At 65.9% G+C, this 18,298-nt stretch carries 9 protein-coding genes; 4 read left to right on the top strand and 5 right to left on the bottom strand.

The window, feature by feature from the left end:
• Positions 1–301: 301 nt before the first annotated feature.
• From ACZ48Z_RS07810 to ACZ48Z_RS07800, 3 genes are all read left to right on the top strand, one after another.
• Entirely contained in the window at positions 302–1,306 is a 1,005-nt protein-coding gene (locus tag ACZ48Z_RS07810) for a hypothetical protein (protein WP_468734921.1), read from the top strand.
• 125 nt (positions 1,307–1,431) lie between these two features.
• Positions 1,432–2,307 carry a helix-turn-helix domain-containing protein gene (locus tag ACZ48Z_RS07805; RefSeq protein ID WP_468735225.1) on the top strand — a complete coding sequence of 292 codons (876 nt, stop codon included), beginning with the start codon at positions 1,432–1,434 and terminating at the stop codon, positions 2,305–2,307.
• On the top strand, positions 2,304–2,504 hold the full coding sequence (locus ACZ48Z_RS07800; protein ID WP_468734920.1) for a DUF397 domain-containing protein: 201 nt from the start codon (positions 2,304–2,306) through the stop codon (positions 2,502–2,504). The genes ACZ48Z_RS07805 and ACZ48Z_RS07800 overlap by 4 nt, the downstream gene beginning before the upstream one ends.
• Before the next feature lie 25 nt (positions 2,505–2,529).
• Here the strand turns inward: ACZ48Z_RS07800 and ACZ48Z_RS07795 are convergent, their stop codons facing one another.
• The 5 genes from ACZ48Z_RS07795 to ACZ48Z_RS07775 all read right to left on the bottom strand — a co-directional run bounded on the left by ACZ48Z_RS07795 (position 2,530) and on the right by ACZ48Z_RS07775 (position 14,259).
• The gene (locus tag ACZ48Z_RS07795; RefSeq protein WP_468734919.1) at positions 2,530–3,165 is read right to left on the bottom strand and encodes a hypothetical protein; all 636 of its coding nucleotides are present in this window, start codon (positions 3,163–3,165) and stop codon (positions 2,530–2,532) included.
• A gap of 38 nt (positions 3,166–3,203) precedes the next feature.
• Entirely contained in the window at positions 3,204–4,442 is a 1,239-nt protein-coding gene (locus ACZ48Z_RS07790; RefSeq protein ID WP_468734918.1) for an AAA family ATPase, read from the bottom strand.
• A gap of 73 nt (positions 4,443–4,515) precedes the next feature.
• Positions 4,516–9,765 carry a class I SAM-dependent DNA methyltransferase gene (locus ACZ48Z_RS07785; protein WP_468734917.1) on the bottom strand — a complete coding sequence of 1,750 codons (5,250 nt, stop codon included), beginning with the start codon at positions 9,763–9,765 and terminating at the stop codon, positions 4,516–4,518.
• Between the two features lie 65 nt (positions 9,766–9,830).
• Complete coding sequence (locus ACZ48Z_RS07780) at positions 9,831–12,746, bottom strand: helicase-related protein (protein WP_468734916.1); 2,916 nt, start codon at positions 12,744–12,746, stop codon at positions 9,831–9,833.
• A gap of 229 nt (positions 12,747–12,975) precedes the next feature.
• Positions 12,976–14,259: a serine/threonine-protein kinase gene (locus ACZ48Z_RS07775; RefSeq protein WP_468734915.1), complete on the bottom strand. Its 1,284-nt coding sequence runs from the start codon at positions 14,257–14,259 to the stop codon at positions 12,976–12,978.
• A gap of 711 nt (positions 14,260–14,970) precedes the next feature.
• Between ACZ48Z_RS07775 and ACZ48Z_RS07770 the strand changes: the two genes are divergently transcribed.
• Entirely contained in the window at positions 14,971–18,288 is a 3,318-nt protein-coding gene (locus tag ACZ48Z_RS07770) for a type ISP restriction/modification enzyme (RefSeq protein ID WP_468734914.1), read from the top strand.
• Positions 18,289–18,298 lie beyond the last annotated feature (10 nt).

Here is an 18,298-nt window from a genome sequence, read left to right as displayed (position 1 = left end):
GATGACGGGACGTCGAGGGAAGCCGGGTGGCCTGCTGTCTTCCCAGCTCGTCACCGGGGCGCGGGATCCCGTGACTCGGTGGTGCGCGATGTTCTTCAAAGCCCTTGGGGAAACTACCGACCCCACCAAACCCGCCCTATCGGACAGCGAGTTGGGGCGCCACTCGTTCGGGTGATGGGACCGTCAGCGGGTCGCGCGGGTGGGGTACGGTCGCCGCACACAACCGCAAACAGAGAACGGCCCCCGGCAGGACGGCAATCCCGGCGAGGGCCTGACCAACCAGGAAGATGATGGCTTCCCGATGGCTGATCCGCAGTCTAACGCGGCCCTGCCCGCGTACCCGTCGCCCGAGCACTCACCGCCCGCGCCTCCGGAACTCCCGCCGGACGCGCCCCGCGCCGGAGTTCTCCACGTACGGCACCGCCACACCGACCGCTACACCGTCGTCGGCAACCACCTCGCCCAGCACCCCCGCCTCTCCGCCATGGCGATCGGTATCGGCGTCCACATCCAGTCCCTGCCAGATGGCGCATCGGTCACCATCAAGGCGCTGACCCTGCGCTTCCCGGAGGGCGAGGTGACGATCGGCAGGGCGCTGCGCGAATTGGAGGCGGCCGGGTATCTCGTCCGCCGCCGGGTGCCGCTCGGGGGTGGGCGTATCGCCACGCGTACGTTCTTCCTCGATCATCCGGGGGTGGTCGTACGAGCCGCGGTGCGGGGCAGCGGCTCGGAGGCGGTCGCCGCCCCTGTCCCGTCCCCTGCTGCCGGGGATGAGGCCGAGGCTCGTCCTGCTCCGGCGCCGGTGGCTGTTCAGGGTCTAGCGGAGGGCTCGCGGCCTGACTCGCCGCCGGCTTCCGTTCGTACGAGGCGTGCTGTTCCCGAACCCGTTACGGTGCCCGACGGACCGGCGGCCGACCTGCTCGCGCGTCTGCGTCTCGCCGACGCCCGGCTGTTGCTCTCCGAACGGGACGTTCAGCGGCTCGTGCCCGCTGTCGAGGCATGGCTCGCTCGTTCCGCGACGCCGGACCAGATCACCCGCACGCTCACTGCGAGCCTCCCATCCGAGGCCGTCCCCATCCGCAACCCGGCAAGCCTCCTCGAATACCGACTGACCACCCTTCTCCCGCCACCGTTGCCAACAGCGCCTCTTCGTACGACTGCGACGCCCCCGCCACAGCCGGTGCCGCTGATCACCTGCGACGGCTGTGAACGCGCGATTCGCACGCACGATCCGCACGCCCTCTGCCGGGAGTGCAGGGAGCGCCATGGCTGCCAGAAGGCTGAACCGGTCCACTCGGCCGCCTGAGCCCGTACCGACGCTGAGCACTTGTGCGGGTGAACTTTCGAGGTTCGGCGGTGTGGTGAGCGTGTGCTTCCTAGCGTGGGCGTCGGTCGGTAGGGGCGGTGGAGGTGAGCGGACGCGTGAGTGAACTGGCACGGGAGCCGGACGGAACCGGGGCTGCGGACACGGACTCGGACGGCGAGACGGAGGCTTCGGCGTCGCCAGAACCGGGCTCGGGCATCCTCCGGGTCTTCGGACGGCAGCTGAAACGGTTCCGGCTGCGGGCGGGCCTGGAACGCGCCGAGTTCGGGGCGCGGACCGGGTACTCGGCATCCACGATCGCGGCGTTTGAGCAGGGGAGGCGGGTGCCGTCGCCTCGGTTCATCGACGTGGCGGACGATTTGCTGGACGCGGGCGGGGTCTTGCAGGAGATGAAGGGGGAGGTCGCGCGGGCGCAGTTCCCAGCGTTCTTTCGGGATGCGGCTCGGTTGGAGGCGGAGGCGGTTGAGCTGCACGCTTACGACACGCACGTCATCAAAGGGCTCTTGCAGACTGAGGAGTACACGCGAGCCCTCCTGCGCATGCGGAGGCCGCTCCTGACTGAAGAGATCATCGAGCAGCGAGTGGCCGCTCGGCTGGCACGACAAGAGGTCTTCGCGAGAGTCGACAGACCGCTGTTCAGCTTCGTGATGGAGGAGTCCGTGCTATTGCGCGGACTCGGCGGTCCGGATGTCAGGCGGGGACAGTTGGAGCAGATTCTTCTCATCGGTCAGCAGCGCAACGTCGAGGTCCAGATAATGCCGTTGGACCGAGAGGACAATGCAGGCGTCGACGGAGGCTTCACGCTCTACACGCGGAAGGGCGGGGAGCAGGTGGGCTATTTGGAGACCCAGGGACGAAGCACACTGGTCACCGACCGAGAAGAGGCGCGTGTGCTGTCGGCGCGCTATGGGATTATCCGAGCGCAAGCACTCGCTCCCCGTGAGTCGTTGTCCTACGTCGAGAAGTTGTTGGGAGAACCATGACGCCCCGAACCAAGAACACGGCGGACTCGTCTCTGACCTGGTTCAAGAGCAGTTACAGCGGGGCTGAGGGCGGTGATTGCGTCGAGGTGGCCACCTCCCCGCAAACGATCCATGTGCGGGACTCCAAGGACACTGCCCGCCCTGGACTGACTGTTGGCAAGGATGCCTGGGCGATGTTCGTCGAGTACACGAGCTGAGCTACATGACTAGGCCGTGAACCGCTCATCTACGGCGCGGACTCGGGACGGAGGCTGTAGACCACTGGCCGAGTTCGTGGACGAAGTCCTGGTAGGAGCGGTTCGTACCGGTCGGGCCCGAGGCCAGTACGCCTAGCGACCGGGCCTGCTCGGCGACCTTGAGCCCGTCACTCTCCCGGAAAGCCGGGGAACCGAGCTTGCGCTTGAGTTCTTCCTTGGGGCTCTTGATGGTTCCGGTGTCGCGGCCTTGGAGTTGCGCGGGAACCTTCCAGTTGGGTCGGACGGCCGGGAAGGCGTCCGGGAAGAGTAAGAGCCAGGCCTCCGACTCCCAAGCGGCAAGCGCCAGCGCCGAGTTGCAGGGGCTCTCACGGGAGAGGGCTCCGGCGACGTTCGCGCGGATACGGGTGTACTCGGCGTCCGTGTAGCCGTCCAGATCCTCGTGGATCACCAGGCCGACCAGCAGGCCCTTCGCCCGGAGAGCGCGACCCTTCGCCTTGCCGATGATCGTGCGGATGCGGGCGGCGAGTTCGGGACCGGTGGCCGTCTTGAGCCGGGTCTTGTCGCTGATCTCGACGAGCCGGGCGCTGCTGATGTCAGGGTGGTGCTGCTTGATGATCTCGGCGACGATCCGGCAGTCGTTGGAGTCCTCGCCGGCAAGCACGATGACATCGCGCCCCTGCGGTCCTCTGCTCCTAGCCGTCACAGCTCGTCCCCCGTGAGGTCGCCCCCGAGGACGCCGGAGAACCAGAGTTCGCCGAGCGGCAGGTCGCCACTCTCCTCGACGATTGCGCGTACGTCGCCCGTGGCGATGGCGGGGATGAGGGAGGCACCGTCGTCGTCACGCTCACAGATCACGATTTCCTCAGGCCGGAGGCGATCTGTGAGAGCGGGGGAGTGGGTGGCGACGATGAACTGGGTGCGCGTGCTGGCCTCACGCAGCCGTTCCACGATCAGCCGCAAAGCCTGCGGATGAAGACCGTGGTCGATCTCCTCGATGCACGTAAGGGCGGGAGGAGCCGGGTCGTAGAGCAGAGCCAGGAGGCCGAGGAGGCGGACGGTCCCGTAGCTGGCGTTGGCAAGTGGAGTGGGGCGCCGCAGACCGCGTTCGCGAAGGAAGACCGTGATCTGGTCGGCCCCGCCTCCAACCTTGACGAACTCGATATCCAGCAACTGGGGAAGCACGGAACGCGCGTCGTCCACCAGCCGGTCCCAGAGATCTTCGTCCCCCACGTGGTTCCCCATGCGAAGTACGTAGAGGAAAGCGGCCAAGTTATCCGCGTTGGACGACAGGTCGTCGTAGTGGACCCGGGACGGCCGACGTGCCGCGTCCACGTTCACATCGAATACTCGGAACGAGGAGAGTTGATGCGCTACTCGGGCGACCTCGGTGCCGCCTTCCGCGCTGGCCAGGCGGGGAAGGGTGGACAGGCCGCTGCTGAGTCGCTGGATGCCGAACTCGCTGCTGTCCTCAAGGCCGCTGGTCGGCCGGGTGTCAACCACGGTGGCGCGTTCGCCCGACACGGTGATGCGGCGCCCTCGCCCCCGCGTCCGCTTGAACTGGAAGCTCTCGCTGCGGGTGAGTCGGTAACGGCCGTTGTCCTTGTTGCTGGGGGCCGAGTAGCGCCGGACCTTGAGGTCGTACTCGTCGGGGGCGTTGGGGCTGGAATGGGTGGTCCAGGTTGCCTTGAGCCGAATACGGAGGGTCGTCGGCGGCTTGGGCCCGCCCCAGAATGCGACCTCGTCGAACCCGCCTCGGGTTTCGAGGGCGGGTTCGAGGTCGGTGCGGATGATGTCGGCGAGCAGGTCGAAGACCTTGAGGACATTCGATTTGCCGACACCGTTCGCACCGACGAGAACCGTCAGGGGACCTAACGGGATGGTCACATCCCGCAGACTCCGGAAGTTCTCCACGTGTAGTTCTAGCAGCTGTCCTGGCATGGACGGAACCTACCTGGAGGCGTGGGACGGCATGAGGTACGGCAGGTGTGGCGTCGGCACGCGCCGCTGACGGTCAGCCATCCACCGGCACCTCACGCCCACTGTCCGCAAGCTGGGGCGGAGCCCACCGTCCTGCGGCAATCTCGGCGTCCAGCCGCGCTTGGAAGTGCGCGTGGGCGCCTCGCATCTCGGCCTCGCGGTCCGCCTTGTAGAACGGTGGCTCGTATCCCCCCGGGGGGGCGATGGCGTTAGGGGATTCGAGGTGGGCGAGGAGGGCGGGGTACGTTTCCTTTGTTTGGCCGAAGCCGTAGGTGTGATGACTTGCGGCGATCTTCCGGCCGTTTGCATCGAAATACGTTTCGGATTCTCGCTGAGTCAGGATGTGGTATCGGGAGTGCAAGATTGCGATCAACTGATCGGCGCTGATGCCTAGCCAGACGGAGACAAGTGCATCTAGTTCGACGAGTGCTGCTCGGCGTTCGTACTCCGTTCGCAGAGGCGTGTGGTACTCCCAGGTAGGAGTGAGTTTGCCCGCCAGAGGCTCGATATTCGGCCAGCTGTCGTATGCCCAGTTCTCATACCCGGGCCAGGTGGGATGGAAAAGCTCTTCCCAAAGGGAAGAATAGGCGGCTGTCAAGGCATTGAGCCGGAGCGTACGGATAAGTAGAGGATTAGCCAAGGGGTGGTTGGGGAAGGGGGCAGGCATCTTTTTCGCGCCGGCTGGCGTGAGGTCGGCACGTCCCGTGATTCGCAGCAAGTAGTCCAGGGGGAGCGCTGCCCAAAATCCTGCATTCAATGTCGTCAATCGGTTATCGCCTAGAGTCATTGAGTGGAGGGTATTGATATGGGCGGGGCCGGGCGGGATTAGAGCTGCGAAAAGGCTGCGTTCGGTATCGAACGGAATCATTCGCCTCCAGGCAAGGCGAAAGTAAGTGCTGTAGGGGTGGTTGCCCCAGGTGTCTTGTGCACTTAGGAACTGCTGGGTAGTGCAGGCGCGCGCGTAGTTAGTGTGAGGGATTACATCTGAAGGAATCCTGGTGAGGTCGAAGTCTTCGTAGTCGTTGCGGTTCCTTAGAGGGATGTGCGGCTGCTTCTCGAATGGCGTAGCAATTCCGACATGGGGGCCTTGCAAGATCAGCTCGGAAAGGTTTGATGCCGGGCTTGAATCCCAGTGAAAGTATCCATCTCTCCTGCCGTTTGATTCGTGGTAGCCAGAACTGATTTGGGTATTGAATCCGCCCGCTCGAATTGAGGTTTCCGAGAGGACGGTGATTGCTCCTTGCTCATCCTGTGTAACTGGATAGAGGAGTGGAGCTTGAATGTCTGGGGTGCTGCTCTCTGAGGTCAGTCTGTTCCAGGCGGATAGCTGTTCTAGGTTTACATGAACCAAACGAGAAGGGTGCGGTCGCAGGTCCCATTCTCCGTTATGCTTGATGCCCGGGAGCTGTGTGGTAGTTGTTTTTGCTTCAGTTAGTGAGGAGCTGAGGGTTTCGGGTGAAAATAGCCAGCTTACGTGGGGGAAGGAAACCCTTGACCTGGCCTTTCCATAGATGTTTGTAGAGAACTGCCTTGTCTCCTTGATCTCGGCGAATAGGTGACGTTGGTTCCAGTAGTGAGCATGGAAGCGGAGATGCTCATAGGTTGTGGCTCGCAAGTGGCCTTCTCTTACGCCGCCGAAGTGTGTATCGGGATGGATGAGGCCGGCCATCCCGAGGGGGCTGATGTTTGTCCACGTCCGGCACATAAATGCGCGGTACAAATCTGATTGGGTGCCCACCAAAAGTGGATAAGTAGCCGCGCTTCCGAGCGTAGCTGCGATGCCCGCGCTTGCCGAAACTTCGGCAAGGTAGACGTTGGTGGTCTTCTGGGATCCCAGAAGCTCTGCCTTTCGGAATTTCCATTCGCCGATTTCTGGCTTTTCTTCGAGGGCGAACCATGGATCCAACTCAGCAAGGACCAAGTTCTCCTTCCAAGTAGGCCGAACCCAAGGCGGGTTCCCCACCTGCAAGTCATACCCACCCCGAGCAAACACCTGCGCAAAGTCCAGTTCCCAATGGAAGAACCCCTGCGCACTCGCCACATCCCCCGCCACCGAAGCCCAGGGAAACCGCAGCTCAAGCTGCTGAAAATGCTCCATGCCCATCAAATCCGGCAGCGCATCCTCATAAGGCTCCAACTCCGCCAGCGACCCGAACTCCGCCACCAGCGAGTCCGCCGGCACATCCTCCGTGCCGATCAGCGCCTCCGCGAACTCCAGCCAGTCGTCCAGCCCCGCCAGCGGCACCACCGCCCGCTTCCGGGCCCCCCCGATGGCCTCCTTGCGGCGCCCCGTACGTCGGCGCTCCACCGAGGCCGCCGTCAGCTCACCGCCGCCCGTGATCTCGCCGAACAGATCCTCCGTCTCCCAGGACATCAGAACACCGGACTCGTCCGCCGCCCGCAGCCCCTCCGCCACAGCGCCCGAAGGAAGCTCCTCAGCCCCACGCTGGTACACCGCCGCCGTACCGTCCAGCAGCCCAGCCTCCTGCACAGGCCAGAACCACAGCGCGCACCACGCGTCCATCAGCGTCTTCAGCCGCCAGTACGGGGTGTCCGGAGCCGTCAGGTCGGCGACGACCTTCTCCCGCTGCACCGCGACCTCCGGGGACCGTAGCCAGCCGTCCTCCACACCCCACACGTCGATCCGCCGCGAGATGTCCCGCTCGGAGATCTCCAGGCGCCGTACGACCAGCTCCCACAGGAACTCGACCCGTCGGGCCAGGGCCTGAAGTCGTTCCGACTGCTTGGCGGTTGGCGTCCGCGTGATCATCTTGCGCCAGTTGCCCAGCGTCCGAGCCGCCTCCGGGGCGAGGGCCTTCGCCTCCTTCTCAGCGGCGACCGCGCCCCACTCCTTCGCGGGAAGGAGGAAGTGGTGGACGGCGTTCTCCGTGACCCGCTGTACCGACCCGCTCCGGTTCGTGCGCTCGGTCACTGTCACCGGGAGGCCGTTCGCCGCCTCCGTCAGCGGGAAGCGCTCCGGCGTGGTCCCAAGCCAGGCCGCCTTCTTCAGCTTCTCCGGCGGGTACACCTCACGCCGGCCGCCGATCAGCGAGTTGCCGCGCCGCAGGTGCAGGCCGAACCACGGGGCCTCCATGCCGGGGTGCATGGTGTTCAGCCACAGTGACACCTCCGCCAGCTCCACCGCCGTCTCGTTGAGGTCGACGCCGTAGGAGTTGTGCAGGGCGACGTACGCCTTGGCCTTCTGGAGCTCGATCGCGTACTTCTCCGTGTCGATCGGCGTGCCCAGCTCCTCCTGGCGGCGGCGCAGGTACTCCGCCGCGACCTGGTTGATCGCCTCGTTGAGGAACGCGCCCGAGCCGAGCGCCGGCTCGCAGATCTTCCAGTCGAGCAGTTCGCGCGCCTCGGTCGTCGTACCGTCCTGGTCCAGGCGGTGCTGGAGGGCCAGTTGGACCGTGACCTTGGTGAGGGACTCGGGGGTGTAGTACGAGGCGGAGGTCTGGCGGTCGCGGCCGGAGAGGCGGTAGACGAACGAGCCTGGGGCGTAGCGGACGCGGACGTCCTCGCCGGTCTCCTCGTCGCGGCGGGGCACGAAGACATTGGGCAGGTAGTCGTCGATCTTCGACTTCGGGATCAGCCAGGAACCGTCCTTCGGGTCGCCGTTCTTCGCGACCTCGTACAGCTCCTCGTCACCCGCGATGAACCCGCTGTAAGACATCAGGCCCTCGTACACGGCCCCGAGCTGGTTGATGCCGAGCTGGGCGTACGAGATGAAGCCGCCGCGCTCGCCCTTCTTGCCGCGCGTGATCATCAGCAGGCGCAGCACCTTGTAGAGCGTGGCGTTCCGCAGCCGAGTGTCCAGGAGGCGGCCAGAGCTTTCAAGGCCGAGCTCGTCGTCGTCCTCGTCGGCGTCGTCGTGGGGGTGCGGGATCGCGCCCAGGCCGATCAGCCGGATCGACTCCCGTTCGAACAGCTTGGAGTGCAGCGGCTCGAAACGCAGGCCCACGTCCTCGCTGGCCTTGACGTCCACCTCGACGCCGTCCTCCTCCGGAGCCGAGGGGCCGTGCGTCCGGCGGGAACGGTAGCCCTCCTGCACCTTGCGGAAGAGCAGGTCCAGGGACTCGTACAGGTACGTGCCCTGCCGGGACTTCTCGTCGACCAGGTCGCGTTCGGCGATCAGTTCGCCGAGGCGGCCGAGGCCGTAGCCCTGCTGGTACTCGGGATAGTCGGCGGGCAGGATGCCCAGCTCGGGGCGGGCCTCCGCGTAGAGGAGGAACAGGATGCGGTAGAGGTAGCGGAGCGACTCGCGGGTCAACTGCTTGCCGAGATCGGACAGTTCGCCGATGTCCTCGGGGCGTACGCCCTGCTCGCGCAGTCGGGCCAGGACCTCGCCCGCGATGAGTTCGACGCTCAGGCGCAGGCCGTCGCGCAGCTCGCTGGAGACGCCCACCGCGTGCTTGGTGGATTTGTCGACGAGTTCGGAGAGGGGGTTCTCGCCGCCCTCCTCCGGGGTGCGCAGCGAGTCCGCGCCGAACAGGGCGGCGATCGTGTCGAGTTCGCCGCCCGCCTTGGTGTCGTTGCGCTGCAGGGCCGCGTCCAGGGAGACCGCGAGGTAGCGTCCCTCGCCCCACACCATCCGGTCCGCGAGGACGACGACACCGCCGACCAGCAGCAGCACGTAGCGGGGCGCGTCCTCGCAGGCGAAGAGGAACGAGGCGAGCTTCGAGCCCGTCGGTACGGTGTTGCGGCCGTCCAGCGGCACCGGCTCCAGGAGGCGGCCCGGGCCGTCCGAGTCAAGGGCGGCGTCCGGTTCGGCGGCCCAGCCGCAGTCGACCGCGACCAGGCCCTTCTCGGCGTGGGCCACCCGCACCTCGTACGGCTGGTCGGCTCGCGTGACCGTCATCGTGCGCGGCTTGGCGTCGTAGCCGAGTGCGCGCAGCACCTCGGCGTTCAAGGTGCGGACCCGCTCGCACCAGGCGGGGGAGTCGTACGTCGCCGAGTCGTCCTCGGTGTCCCTGGCGGCCGCCGCGCCGTCCTCGTCCTCGGGGAAGGCGAAGGAGGAACGGGCCCGGAAGTAGGGGCGGCGCAGCTCACGCAGGCCCGCACGAGGGGTGACCGGCAGAGCGTCGGCGTCCGGTTCCCCCGGCGTCGCTCCGGACGTCCCGTCGGCCCCCGCCGTGGCCGCCCGCTCGGCCTCCGCCTTCGCTTCGTCCTCGCGCTGCTTCCAGGTGGCCAGCAGGCCCGACTTGAGGTCCTTGGGCAGCACCTCGGCGAGGTAGTGCGCCGAGAAGTAGTCTCCTCGGCTGACCAGGGAGTCGTACGTCATGTCCGGTCTCTTCTCAGGGAATCTCAGGTCAGCGGGCTGGCGATGGGGGAGCCGTGAGAGCCGGCTCAGGCCGTGGTCGGCGGCGTGGACGCTTCCGGGTCGGGGACCAGGACGGCGAGGACCCGCATCAGTGGGCGGCCGGTGGTCAGCAGCGAGTCCGCGAACGAGGCGAGCGACTTCTTCGTCCGCTCCCCGGCGAGGGTGGGCTGCTCCCAGCCGCCCAGGCGGGCCTTGTAGTCGTCGATCGGCTTGCGCAGCGGCTCGTCCCAGGCGTCGCGGTGCCGGTCGAGGAAGTGCTCGGCGGCGGCCAGGGCGTCGGGAATGCCGGCCTCCAGTACGGTCGCCGGTTCGCTGTGGCGCATCGGGTTGGCCATGGTCGGTCCGACTCCGGAGCGGTGCAGCAGGCCGACCATGTCGTCCTCGACCGTGCCGCCCCGCGTCACGCCCATCCACTTGACGACGGTCGGACGGCCCAACGCGTTGGAGTAGACGCCCTGGACGAGGTACGTGGGCTCGGGCACGTCGGCCGTGATGATCAGGGCCTCCTGGCGGCCCAGACGTACCAGGACCTTGTCCGTCAGCCACTCGACCACCGGATGCAGATCCGTGAGGAGGGAGATCTCCGGCCAGCTGGAGTTGGACGACTCGCGGGCCCGCTTCAGGGAGTGCTCGGCGAGCCGGCGGTTGAAGGTCACCAACAGCCGTTCACGCAGGCGTTGTTCGCGTACGTAGTCCAGCGGGAGCGCCTTGAGGCGGTGCACCAGGTCGGTGGGCGGGCGGAACGACAGCAGACCCGACTCGGTGTCCCGGTGCAGGTCCAGGCTCGTGGTCGCGTCGGGGAACACCTCGCGCAGCGCCTCGTCGAGGAACTCGGCGGTCGACGTGAACAGCCGGGGCACCACCGCGTTGCCCGCTCCAGCGCCGTCCGGTGCCGACGCGTCGGCACCACTTTCCTGGGCGTCCTGCTGACCGCCGTCCTCCGCGCCCGGTTCGGCGTCACCCACCGAACCGAAGAAGTCCGCAAGGAAGTCGTCCATGGCCGCGTCCGCCTCGGCCTCCGCCCGGCGCGTATCCAGCGACTCGTCCACCGTACGGCCGCGCAGCAGATCCTGGATGAGGGACTTCTCCTCGGCCTCCGCCCGGTACAGGCCCGTCACCGCCTCGGCCGTGCCCAGCGCCCGGTGCGCCTGATCCTCCCGGTCTAGCAGCCGCTCCGCCACCACCGTGTCGTCCTTCGCTCCCTCCACCTCACTGGTGAGGATCAGCGCGCGGAACTGCGGCTGGTGCGCCTGCCCGTAACGGTCGATACGGCCGTTGCGCTGCTCGATGCGGATCAGCGACCACGGCACGTCGTAGTGGATCAGCTGGTGGCACTGGCGGTGCAGGTTGACGCCCTCGGACGCCACATCGCCGGTCAGCAGGACGCGTACGGGGGAGTCCGCCAGGCCGAAGTCCTCCACGCACTGCATCTGCTGCTCGTCCGACAGGCCGCCGTGCATCACCCGCGTCGACTCCTCGGCCGCCCGGCCCCGGAAACCGAGCGCCGCTGGGAGCACCGTACGCAGCCACTCCAGGGTCTGCACCCGCTCGGAGAAGACCACCACCCGCGCGTCCGACTTCGGGCCGACGCCGATCGCCCTCAGCTGCTCGACCAGCACCGCGAACTTCGCCGAGTCCGCCTCCGTCAGTGGCGCCACCAGGTCCTGGAGCGTGCGCAGTGCGGCAAGTTCGGCATGTGTCGCTGTCGGGTCGTCCTTCTTCTCCAGCGTCTTGATGCGCGCGGCCACTGTCGCCTTCAGAGCGGCGTGCGAGGACAGGAACGACTTCAGCAGCGTGTACGGGAAGAGGGGCACACTGCTCACCGAGGTGCCGTTCTCGCCGGGCAGCCAGACCGCTGCCAGCTCCTCGAAGATCTTCTCCTCGGCGGGAGTGGCCGCACACCGCACAGACTGGGAGGGGCCGCGGTCCGCCCACTGCCCCTTCATCTGCTCGCGGACCTCGGGGCTGATCTTCGTACGGCGGATGAAGAGATGCTCGATGTCCTCGGCGCGGTAGTGCTCCGGATCGCGGATCGCCGCCGGGTCAAGGAGGCTGATCAGCTCCGCGAACGACTTCGCGTCACCGTTGTGCGGGGTCGCCGAGGCCAGGATCAGGGCGTCCGTGCGCGGGGCGAGGATCTGCGCGAGCTGGTTGCGCAGGGAGCCGCGGTTGATCAGGTTGTGCGACTCGTCGATGACGACCGCGTCCCAGTTGATCCGCTCCAGATGATGCTTGTACTGGTCGGTGTTCTTCAGGGTGTCGATCGAGACGATGACCCGCTTGAAGTACGTGAACGGGTTCCGGCCCGCCGGGATCTCCCGCTGGATCCGCTCGATGCCGACCGAGTCCAGCCGTACTAGAGGGATCGCGAACCGGGTCCACAGCTCGTGCTGGAACTGCTCCAGGACGTGCTGCGGGGTGACCACCAGGATCCGCTCGCCACGCCCCCGCCGGATCAGCTCGGCCAGCGTCAGACCGATCTCCAGGGTCTTGCCCAGACCGACCACGTCGGCGATCAGCAGCCGCGGGCGCAGGTTGCGGCCCGACAGGGCGAGCTCGGCGGGGCGGCGCTGGTAGGGGAGGGAGTCGAGGAGGAACGAGTCGGCGAGGGCCAGCCGGCGCTCGGACTGCGGCAGCGCGGTCTTGCGCAGGACCGCCTCCAGGAAGAGACGGGAGCGGCGGAAGTTCGACGACTCGTCCCGGACCAGCTTCGTACGGCGGGGGTCGATCAGCTCAATCGTGTCCAGGCCGGTGAAGAACACGGCCTCCTGGTCCCGTACGAAGTCGGACACGCCCACGACGTCGACCTTCGCGCCGTCGTGCTCGGTGCGCACGGAGTTCCGCACGAGCCACACCTCGTCGCGCACGAAGACCTGCGCGCCTGCCGGAAACTGGTCCTCCCCGGAACCCACCGGTGCGGTGCTGCTCTGCTGGGCGGTCACCCGCTGCCTCCCGTGTCCGTCGTGCTGTGCTGTTGTCGCGGTCGCCGCCCCTCACGGACAGACATGCCGCTCACGCTGTTGTACCGCTCTACTGTGCCGTATGGGCAGCAAAGCGTGTGAACCACCCTCACCGGGACAGACCCGCAGGTCAATGGCTCGCAGTGCGCAGAAGTCGCGGCGCGGTTCCTATGGAGGCGGGCAGCGCTACCGAGTGTGGACGCCGTGGAGTTCAGAACGCGGCTCGCGCTGCGTAGGCCTCGCGTAGCTGCTGGGCTGTGCGCCTGGCCTGTGCGGAGTGGCGCAGCGAGCGGGCGGGGGGCCGGCCGGTGCCACGAGCACGCCGTGGCACTTCCTGCCCAATTCCCGGGTCCTGCGTGTCCGGGTTGGCCTGCTCGTCCTGTGCGCTCTGTGGCGACAGGACTGTCGGCTCCGGTTGGGCGGGCGGCCCGGCAGCGGGTGTCTGATGCGGTGATGTGAGGAACCGAGTGGGTTCAGCTTCCAAAGCGGACTCGCCCACGGGCGCGAACTGTGCCCCGTCAGCGGGGGGCGCGTCCGCCGGATGGGACAGAGAGGGGACTGGGGCCACGACGTCTTCCGACACCGGTGCCGGAAGCAGCGTGAGGAATTCCTGAGGCGGCGCGGCAGTGTAGGTGGTGAGACGTCGACGGGCCTGGGCGAGTTTCAGTCCCTGCGCCTCGACCAGGGCACGGCACTGCTGGACGACCTCGCTGACCGTGGGCCGGGCATGAGCCGAATGGGACAGCATGGAAGTCAGCAGCGGGACCAACTCGGGCGGGGCGCCAGTGAGATCGGGCGTGGTTGCCGGATCGGTCACCATATGGAACAGCACATGGATGTTGTTCGCGTGGTACGGCAGATGGCCCGTCGCGGCGAACAGCAGCACCGTCCCGAGTGCGTACACGTCTACGGCGCTCGTGAGCGGCTTCTCGCCGTTGGCCTGCTCGGGTGGCATACAGGACGGCGTGCCGACGACGGTGTTGGCCGCCGTGAGGGAGGCGCTCGACTCCGCGAAGACGGCGAGACCGAAATCGATGATTTTAGGGCCGTTCGGTCCGAGCAGGATGTTCGCGGGCTTCAGGTCACGGTGCAGCAGCCCCTGTTTGTGTACGTACCCAAGGCCTTCGGCGATGGTTGCGCCGAGCGACAGGACGAGTAGCGCAGGCAGTGGGCCGTGCGTCATCACGTGCTTGCTGAGATCTGGTCCTTCTACGTACTCCGTCGCCAACCACGGCTGCTCAGCGTCCGCGTCCGCGTCGAGAAGCTGTGCGATCCGCGCGCCCCAGACCGTCTTCAGGATCTCGATCTCCTGTGCAAAGCGCAGTCGGGAGGTCGAGTCGACAACTGACGGTTTGATCACCTTTACTGCCGCTGGTTCGCCCCCCGGAGACTCACCCAGGAACACCTGACCCATACCGCCCTGGCCGATCCTGCCGAGCAGCTCGAAGCCGCCGATATGAGCTGGGTCCTCGGGGCTGAGTGGCGTCGGCTGCACGTCTGTCCTTCGATCGGGTCCGTCGGCGGGAGCTGTCGCAATGGCTGTGCCACAAGCTAGCCGATCCTGTTGACAGTGCACCGCGTTCCTCCAGCACTTCCATTTGGTGCTGTGAACGCACCGTGGTCACTGAGGTCACGTCTCTCGAAAGACGCTGTTAGAAAAACAGGCGGGCGCCTGTGCGGGGCGGAGTTGGGGGTGGGGGAGTCCCTGACATGTCGAGTGGTGCTTCGGCCGACTGGGGGTCGGCGCGCACGACGTCGAGTGCAGCGGCGACGAGGACGTGCTGCAGGCTGACTTTGGCCAGTCCGCGGTAGTCAGGGTGTCGCAGGGCGCAGAGCCAGAGTCCTTGTTGCCTGATGAATCCCTCAACGCGAGGTTGGGGTGATTTGAGCCGACTTCCCAGGCGGCCCGTCGAGGCTGCCGGGATCAGCAGATAGCCTGGTGTTCCTGCCTCGGGGGCAGGCCAGGTTTGTGAACGTGGTCCTTGAACGGTTGCACCATTCATCCACTGGGCGGCTACCAGCGGATGCTGCCATGAGCTGCGTCACTCCGATGAACTCGATCGTGGGGATGGATCGATGGGTCCATGCGTTGGCCTCATCTCCCTTGGGGTAAAGCTCAGTTGAAGGCGTCGCGTCTTTCATGATCCGATACTTCCTGTCATACTTTCAATGCGATCATGAGTAGAGAGTTGCGGGGGCGCGCAGCGTGGTGCAGAACCAGCGGAAGTGGTTAACAGAGGCCGTGTCGGCCTTCGGCGCGTCGAGCAAGCCGCTGCTCGACGGTCCTGGATGGCCTGAGTTCGCCATCCGTTCGCCGCTTGAGAAGCTGCTGCAGACCGCTGGTGCTCAGTACAAACTGCAGGACGTTCTGTGGCATGCGGAGACTCCTCTGCCCGACCTCGGGGTCCGCCCCGACTATGCAGTCGAGGTCCACGGCGCGATCATCGGGTACGTCGAGATCAAGAGGCCCGGCCAGAGCGTTGACCCGAGCAAGTTCACTGGCCGCAACAAGGAGCAGTGGGAGCGTCTGCGGGACCTGCCGAACCTGCTCTATACGAACGGCACCGAATGGCGACTGTTCCGGCATGGAGCGGCAGTCGGTGACCCGGTGGCCTTCGAGGGCGATCTGGATCGAGCCGGCGCAGATTTGAAGATTGTTTCTCCGGACGCGTTCCACACCCTGCTGCAGACGTTCCTGCATTGGTATCCCGAGGAAATTCGGCAAGTCTCAGTGTTGGTTCGGCGTATCGCACCATTGTGTCGACTACTGCGGGCCGCAGTGCTGGAGCAATTGGAGACCGAGCGACGTGCGGCAGCTGATGGAGCGCGCCCACAGGATCTACGATTCACGGGCTTGATGGGCGATTGGCGCAAGCTCCTTTTCCCGACTGCCGATGACGCCACCTTCGCTGACGGCTACGCCCAAACCGTAACCTTCGCGCTGTTGCTCGCTCGTACTGAAGATCTGCGCCTGACCGACACCAACCTGCACGAGATCGGTCGCAAGCTTGATGCCGGGCACGCTCTGATGGGCAAAGCCCTTCAATTGCTCACTGACAACGTCACTGAGAGCTTCGACGTGACGCTGGATCTGCTGGTTCGCGTGATTGACGCGGTGCAGTGGGACTCCATCCGCAAGGGCCGACGTGACGCCTACCTGCATCTCTACGAGTCGTTCCTCGAGGTGTATGACGAGAAGCTTCGGCAGAAGAGCGGCTCGTACTACACCCCGCGCGAGGTCGTGGAGGAGATGGTGCGACTGACGGAGGACGTCTTATGTTCGCGTCTGGATCGGCCGCAGGGTTATGCAAGTCAGAACGTACGCATCGTCGACCCGGCTATGGGGACGGGTACTTATCTCCATGCGATCATCGAGCACGTGGCTGAGTGGACTGGGCGGAATACTGGCCCCGGCGCCGTCCCGGATGCCATCAGCAGTCTCGCTCGCCGCTTAGTAGGGTTCGAGCTTCAAATGGGCCCCTTCGCGGTGGCCGAGCTGCGTACTTCCGACCTGTTGAAGCGTCACCGTGCAGTGCAGCCGAGGGAAGGCCTGCAGCTGTACGTCACGGACACGTTGGACAACCCTTATGTGGCGGAGGAGTCCCTAGCCTCAACGTACGGGGTGATATCGGAGTCGCGGAAGCGGGCGAACAAGGTGAAAGCCACGACTCCCGTGACGGTGGTGATAGGGAACCCGCCATACGATGACAAGGCCAAGGGGCGCGGCGGATGGATCGAGAGTGGTGCCACAGGGCGTGGTGCGCCGCCGATCGATGATTTCAAGCAGCCGGGCAACGGGCGCTATGAGCACATTCTTAAGAACCTCTACATCTACTTCTGGCGTTGGGCGACGTGGAAGGTTTTCGACGCGCACAATGAGGACCAGCACGGTGTGATCTGCTTCATTACGCCTTCCGGATATGCCAGTGGACCCGGCGGTCGTGGCATGCGGGACTATCTGCGACGTACTTGCGACGAGGGTTGGATCATCGACGTCTCACCGGAAGGTCACCGCCCCGACGTCTCCACCCGGATTTTCCCAGGTGTCGCCCAGCCGCTGGCGATCTGCATCTTTCTACGGCGCACCGATCACGATCCGAAGCGCCTCGCGCGGATTCACTACCGCACCGTCGAGGGCAAGCGGGCTGCCAAGTACCGTCAGTTGAAAGAAATCCGTCTGGATGATGACGGATGGCAGGACACGCACACCGATGGTGCCCAGCCGTTTAGGCCTACCACGGGGACCGGCTGGGCGGAGTATCCCGAGCTGAACGACCTCTTCCCCTGGGGAAGTCCAGGCATCAAGGCCAACCGCTCGTGGGTGAATGGCCCGGACCGGGACATCCTCCGGCGGCGGTGGGCCCACCTGATCTCGGAGAAGAGCCTCGTAAGGAAGGCCGAACTACTTAAGGAGACCCGCGACCGGACTCTCAATAAGAAGCCGCAACCTCTGCCCGGTCAACCCGAACATGCGAGGGCTATCGGTCAGGAGACCGTGTTGGAGCCCGAGTTGATCAGGATCGGGATGCGTAGCTTCGACCGCCAGTGGCTCATCTCTGACAGCCGTGTCGTTGACTTTCCGCGCCCGGATCTGTGGGAGTCGCTCCAGGCGGACCAGCTGTTCCTCAACCAGCAGTCCTCTCACGAGATCAACTCGGGACCCGCGGTCGTCGCCACGGCTCTCCTGCCGGACACGCACCACTTCAATGGGCGTGGCGGCAAGGCCATGCCCATCCTGCACCCCGACGGAACGCCCAATCTGCCACCCGGCCTGCTTACCTGCCTCGCCACCGAGCTCGGAATCGCCCACGTCACTGTGCACGATCTGGCTGCGTACGTAGCGGCAGTGGCCGGGCATCGGGGGTTCACCGAACGTTTCACCGAAGAACTGCTCACACCGGGCGTACGCGTGCCGATCACCCGCGATCCGCAGCTTTGGAGTGAGGCCGTGAGCGTGGGTTCGAATGTGCTGTGGGCTTCGACTTACGGAGAACGCTATGCGGCACCTGAGGCGGGCAGGCCCGCGGGAGACGTGTGCTATCCCCAGGGCGACCTGCGGCGCGTCCGCTATCGGCAGGCTGTAGGGCAGGTGCTTCCCGCTGAGATCCAGTACGCCGAGATGACCCACACCCTCCACTTGGGCTCTGGGGAGTTCGGTCCCGTCCCACCCGAGGTTTGGGCATACGACGTGGGCGAGATGCAGATCGTCAAGAAGTGGTTCGGCTACCGCAAGGCAAGCCCCAACAGCCGGAAGACCAGCCCCCTGGACGATATCCATGCCGAGACGTGGTTGGCCCATTGGTCGGAGGAGCTCATGGAGCTTCTTTCAGTGCTGCGGCGGCTGGTGGAGCTGGAGCCGGGGCAGCGGGATCTCCTGGAGCGCATTGCGGCCGGCCCTGTGATCACCAAGGCCGACCTCGCGAAGGCAGGAGTGTTGCCCGTCGTTCCGAAAACACGGAAGCCACGTCGTGGGATCACCACTATTGGTCTTAATGCCGCGGGTGAACCCGACACGCTCGTATGACGTCGGGCTG

This window comes from Streptomyces sp. NPDC031225 (genome assembly GCF_055570355.1).
Note: the sequence above shows the minus strand (reverse complement) of the source record. Positions and strands in the feature narration are given on the sequence as shown.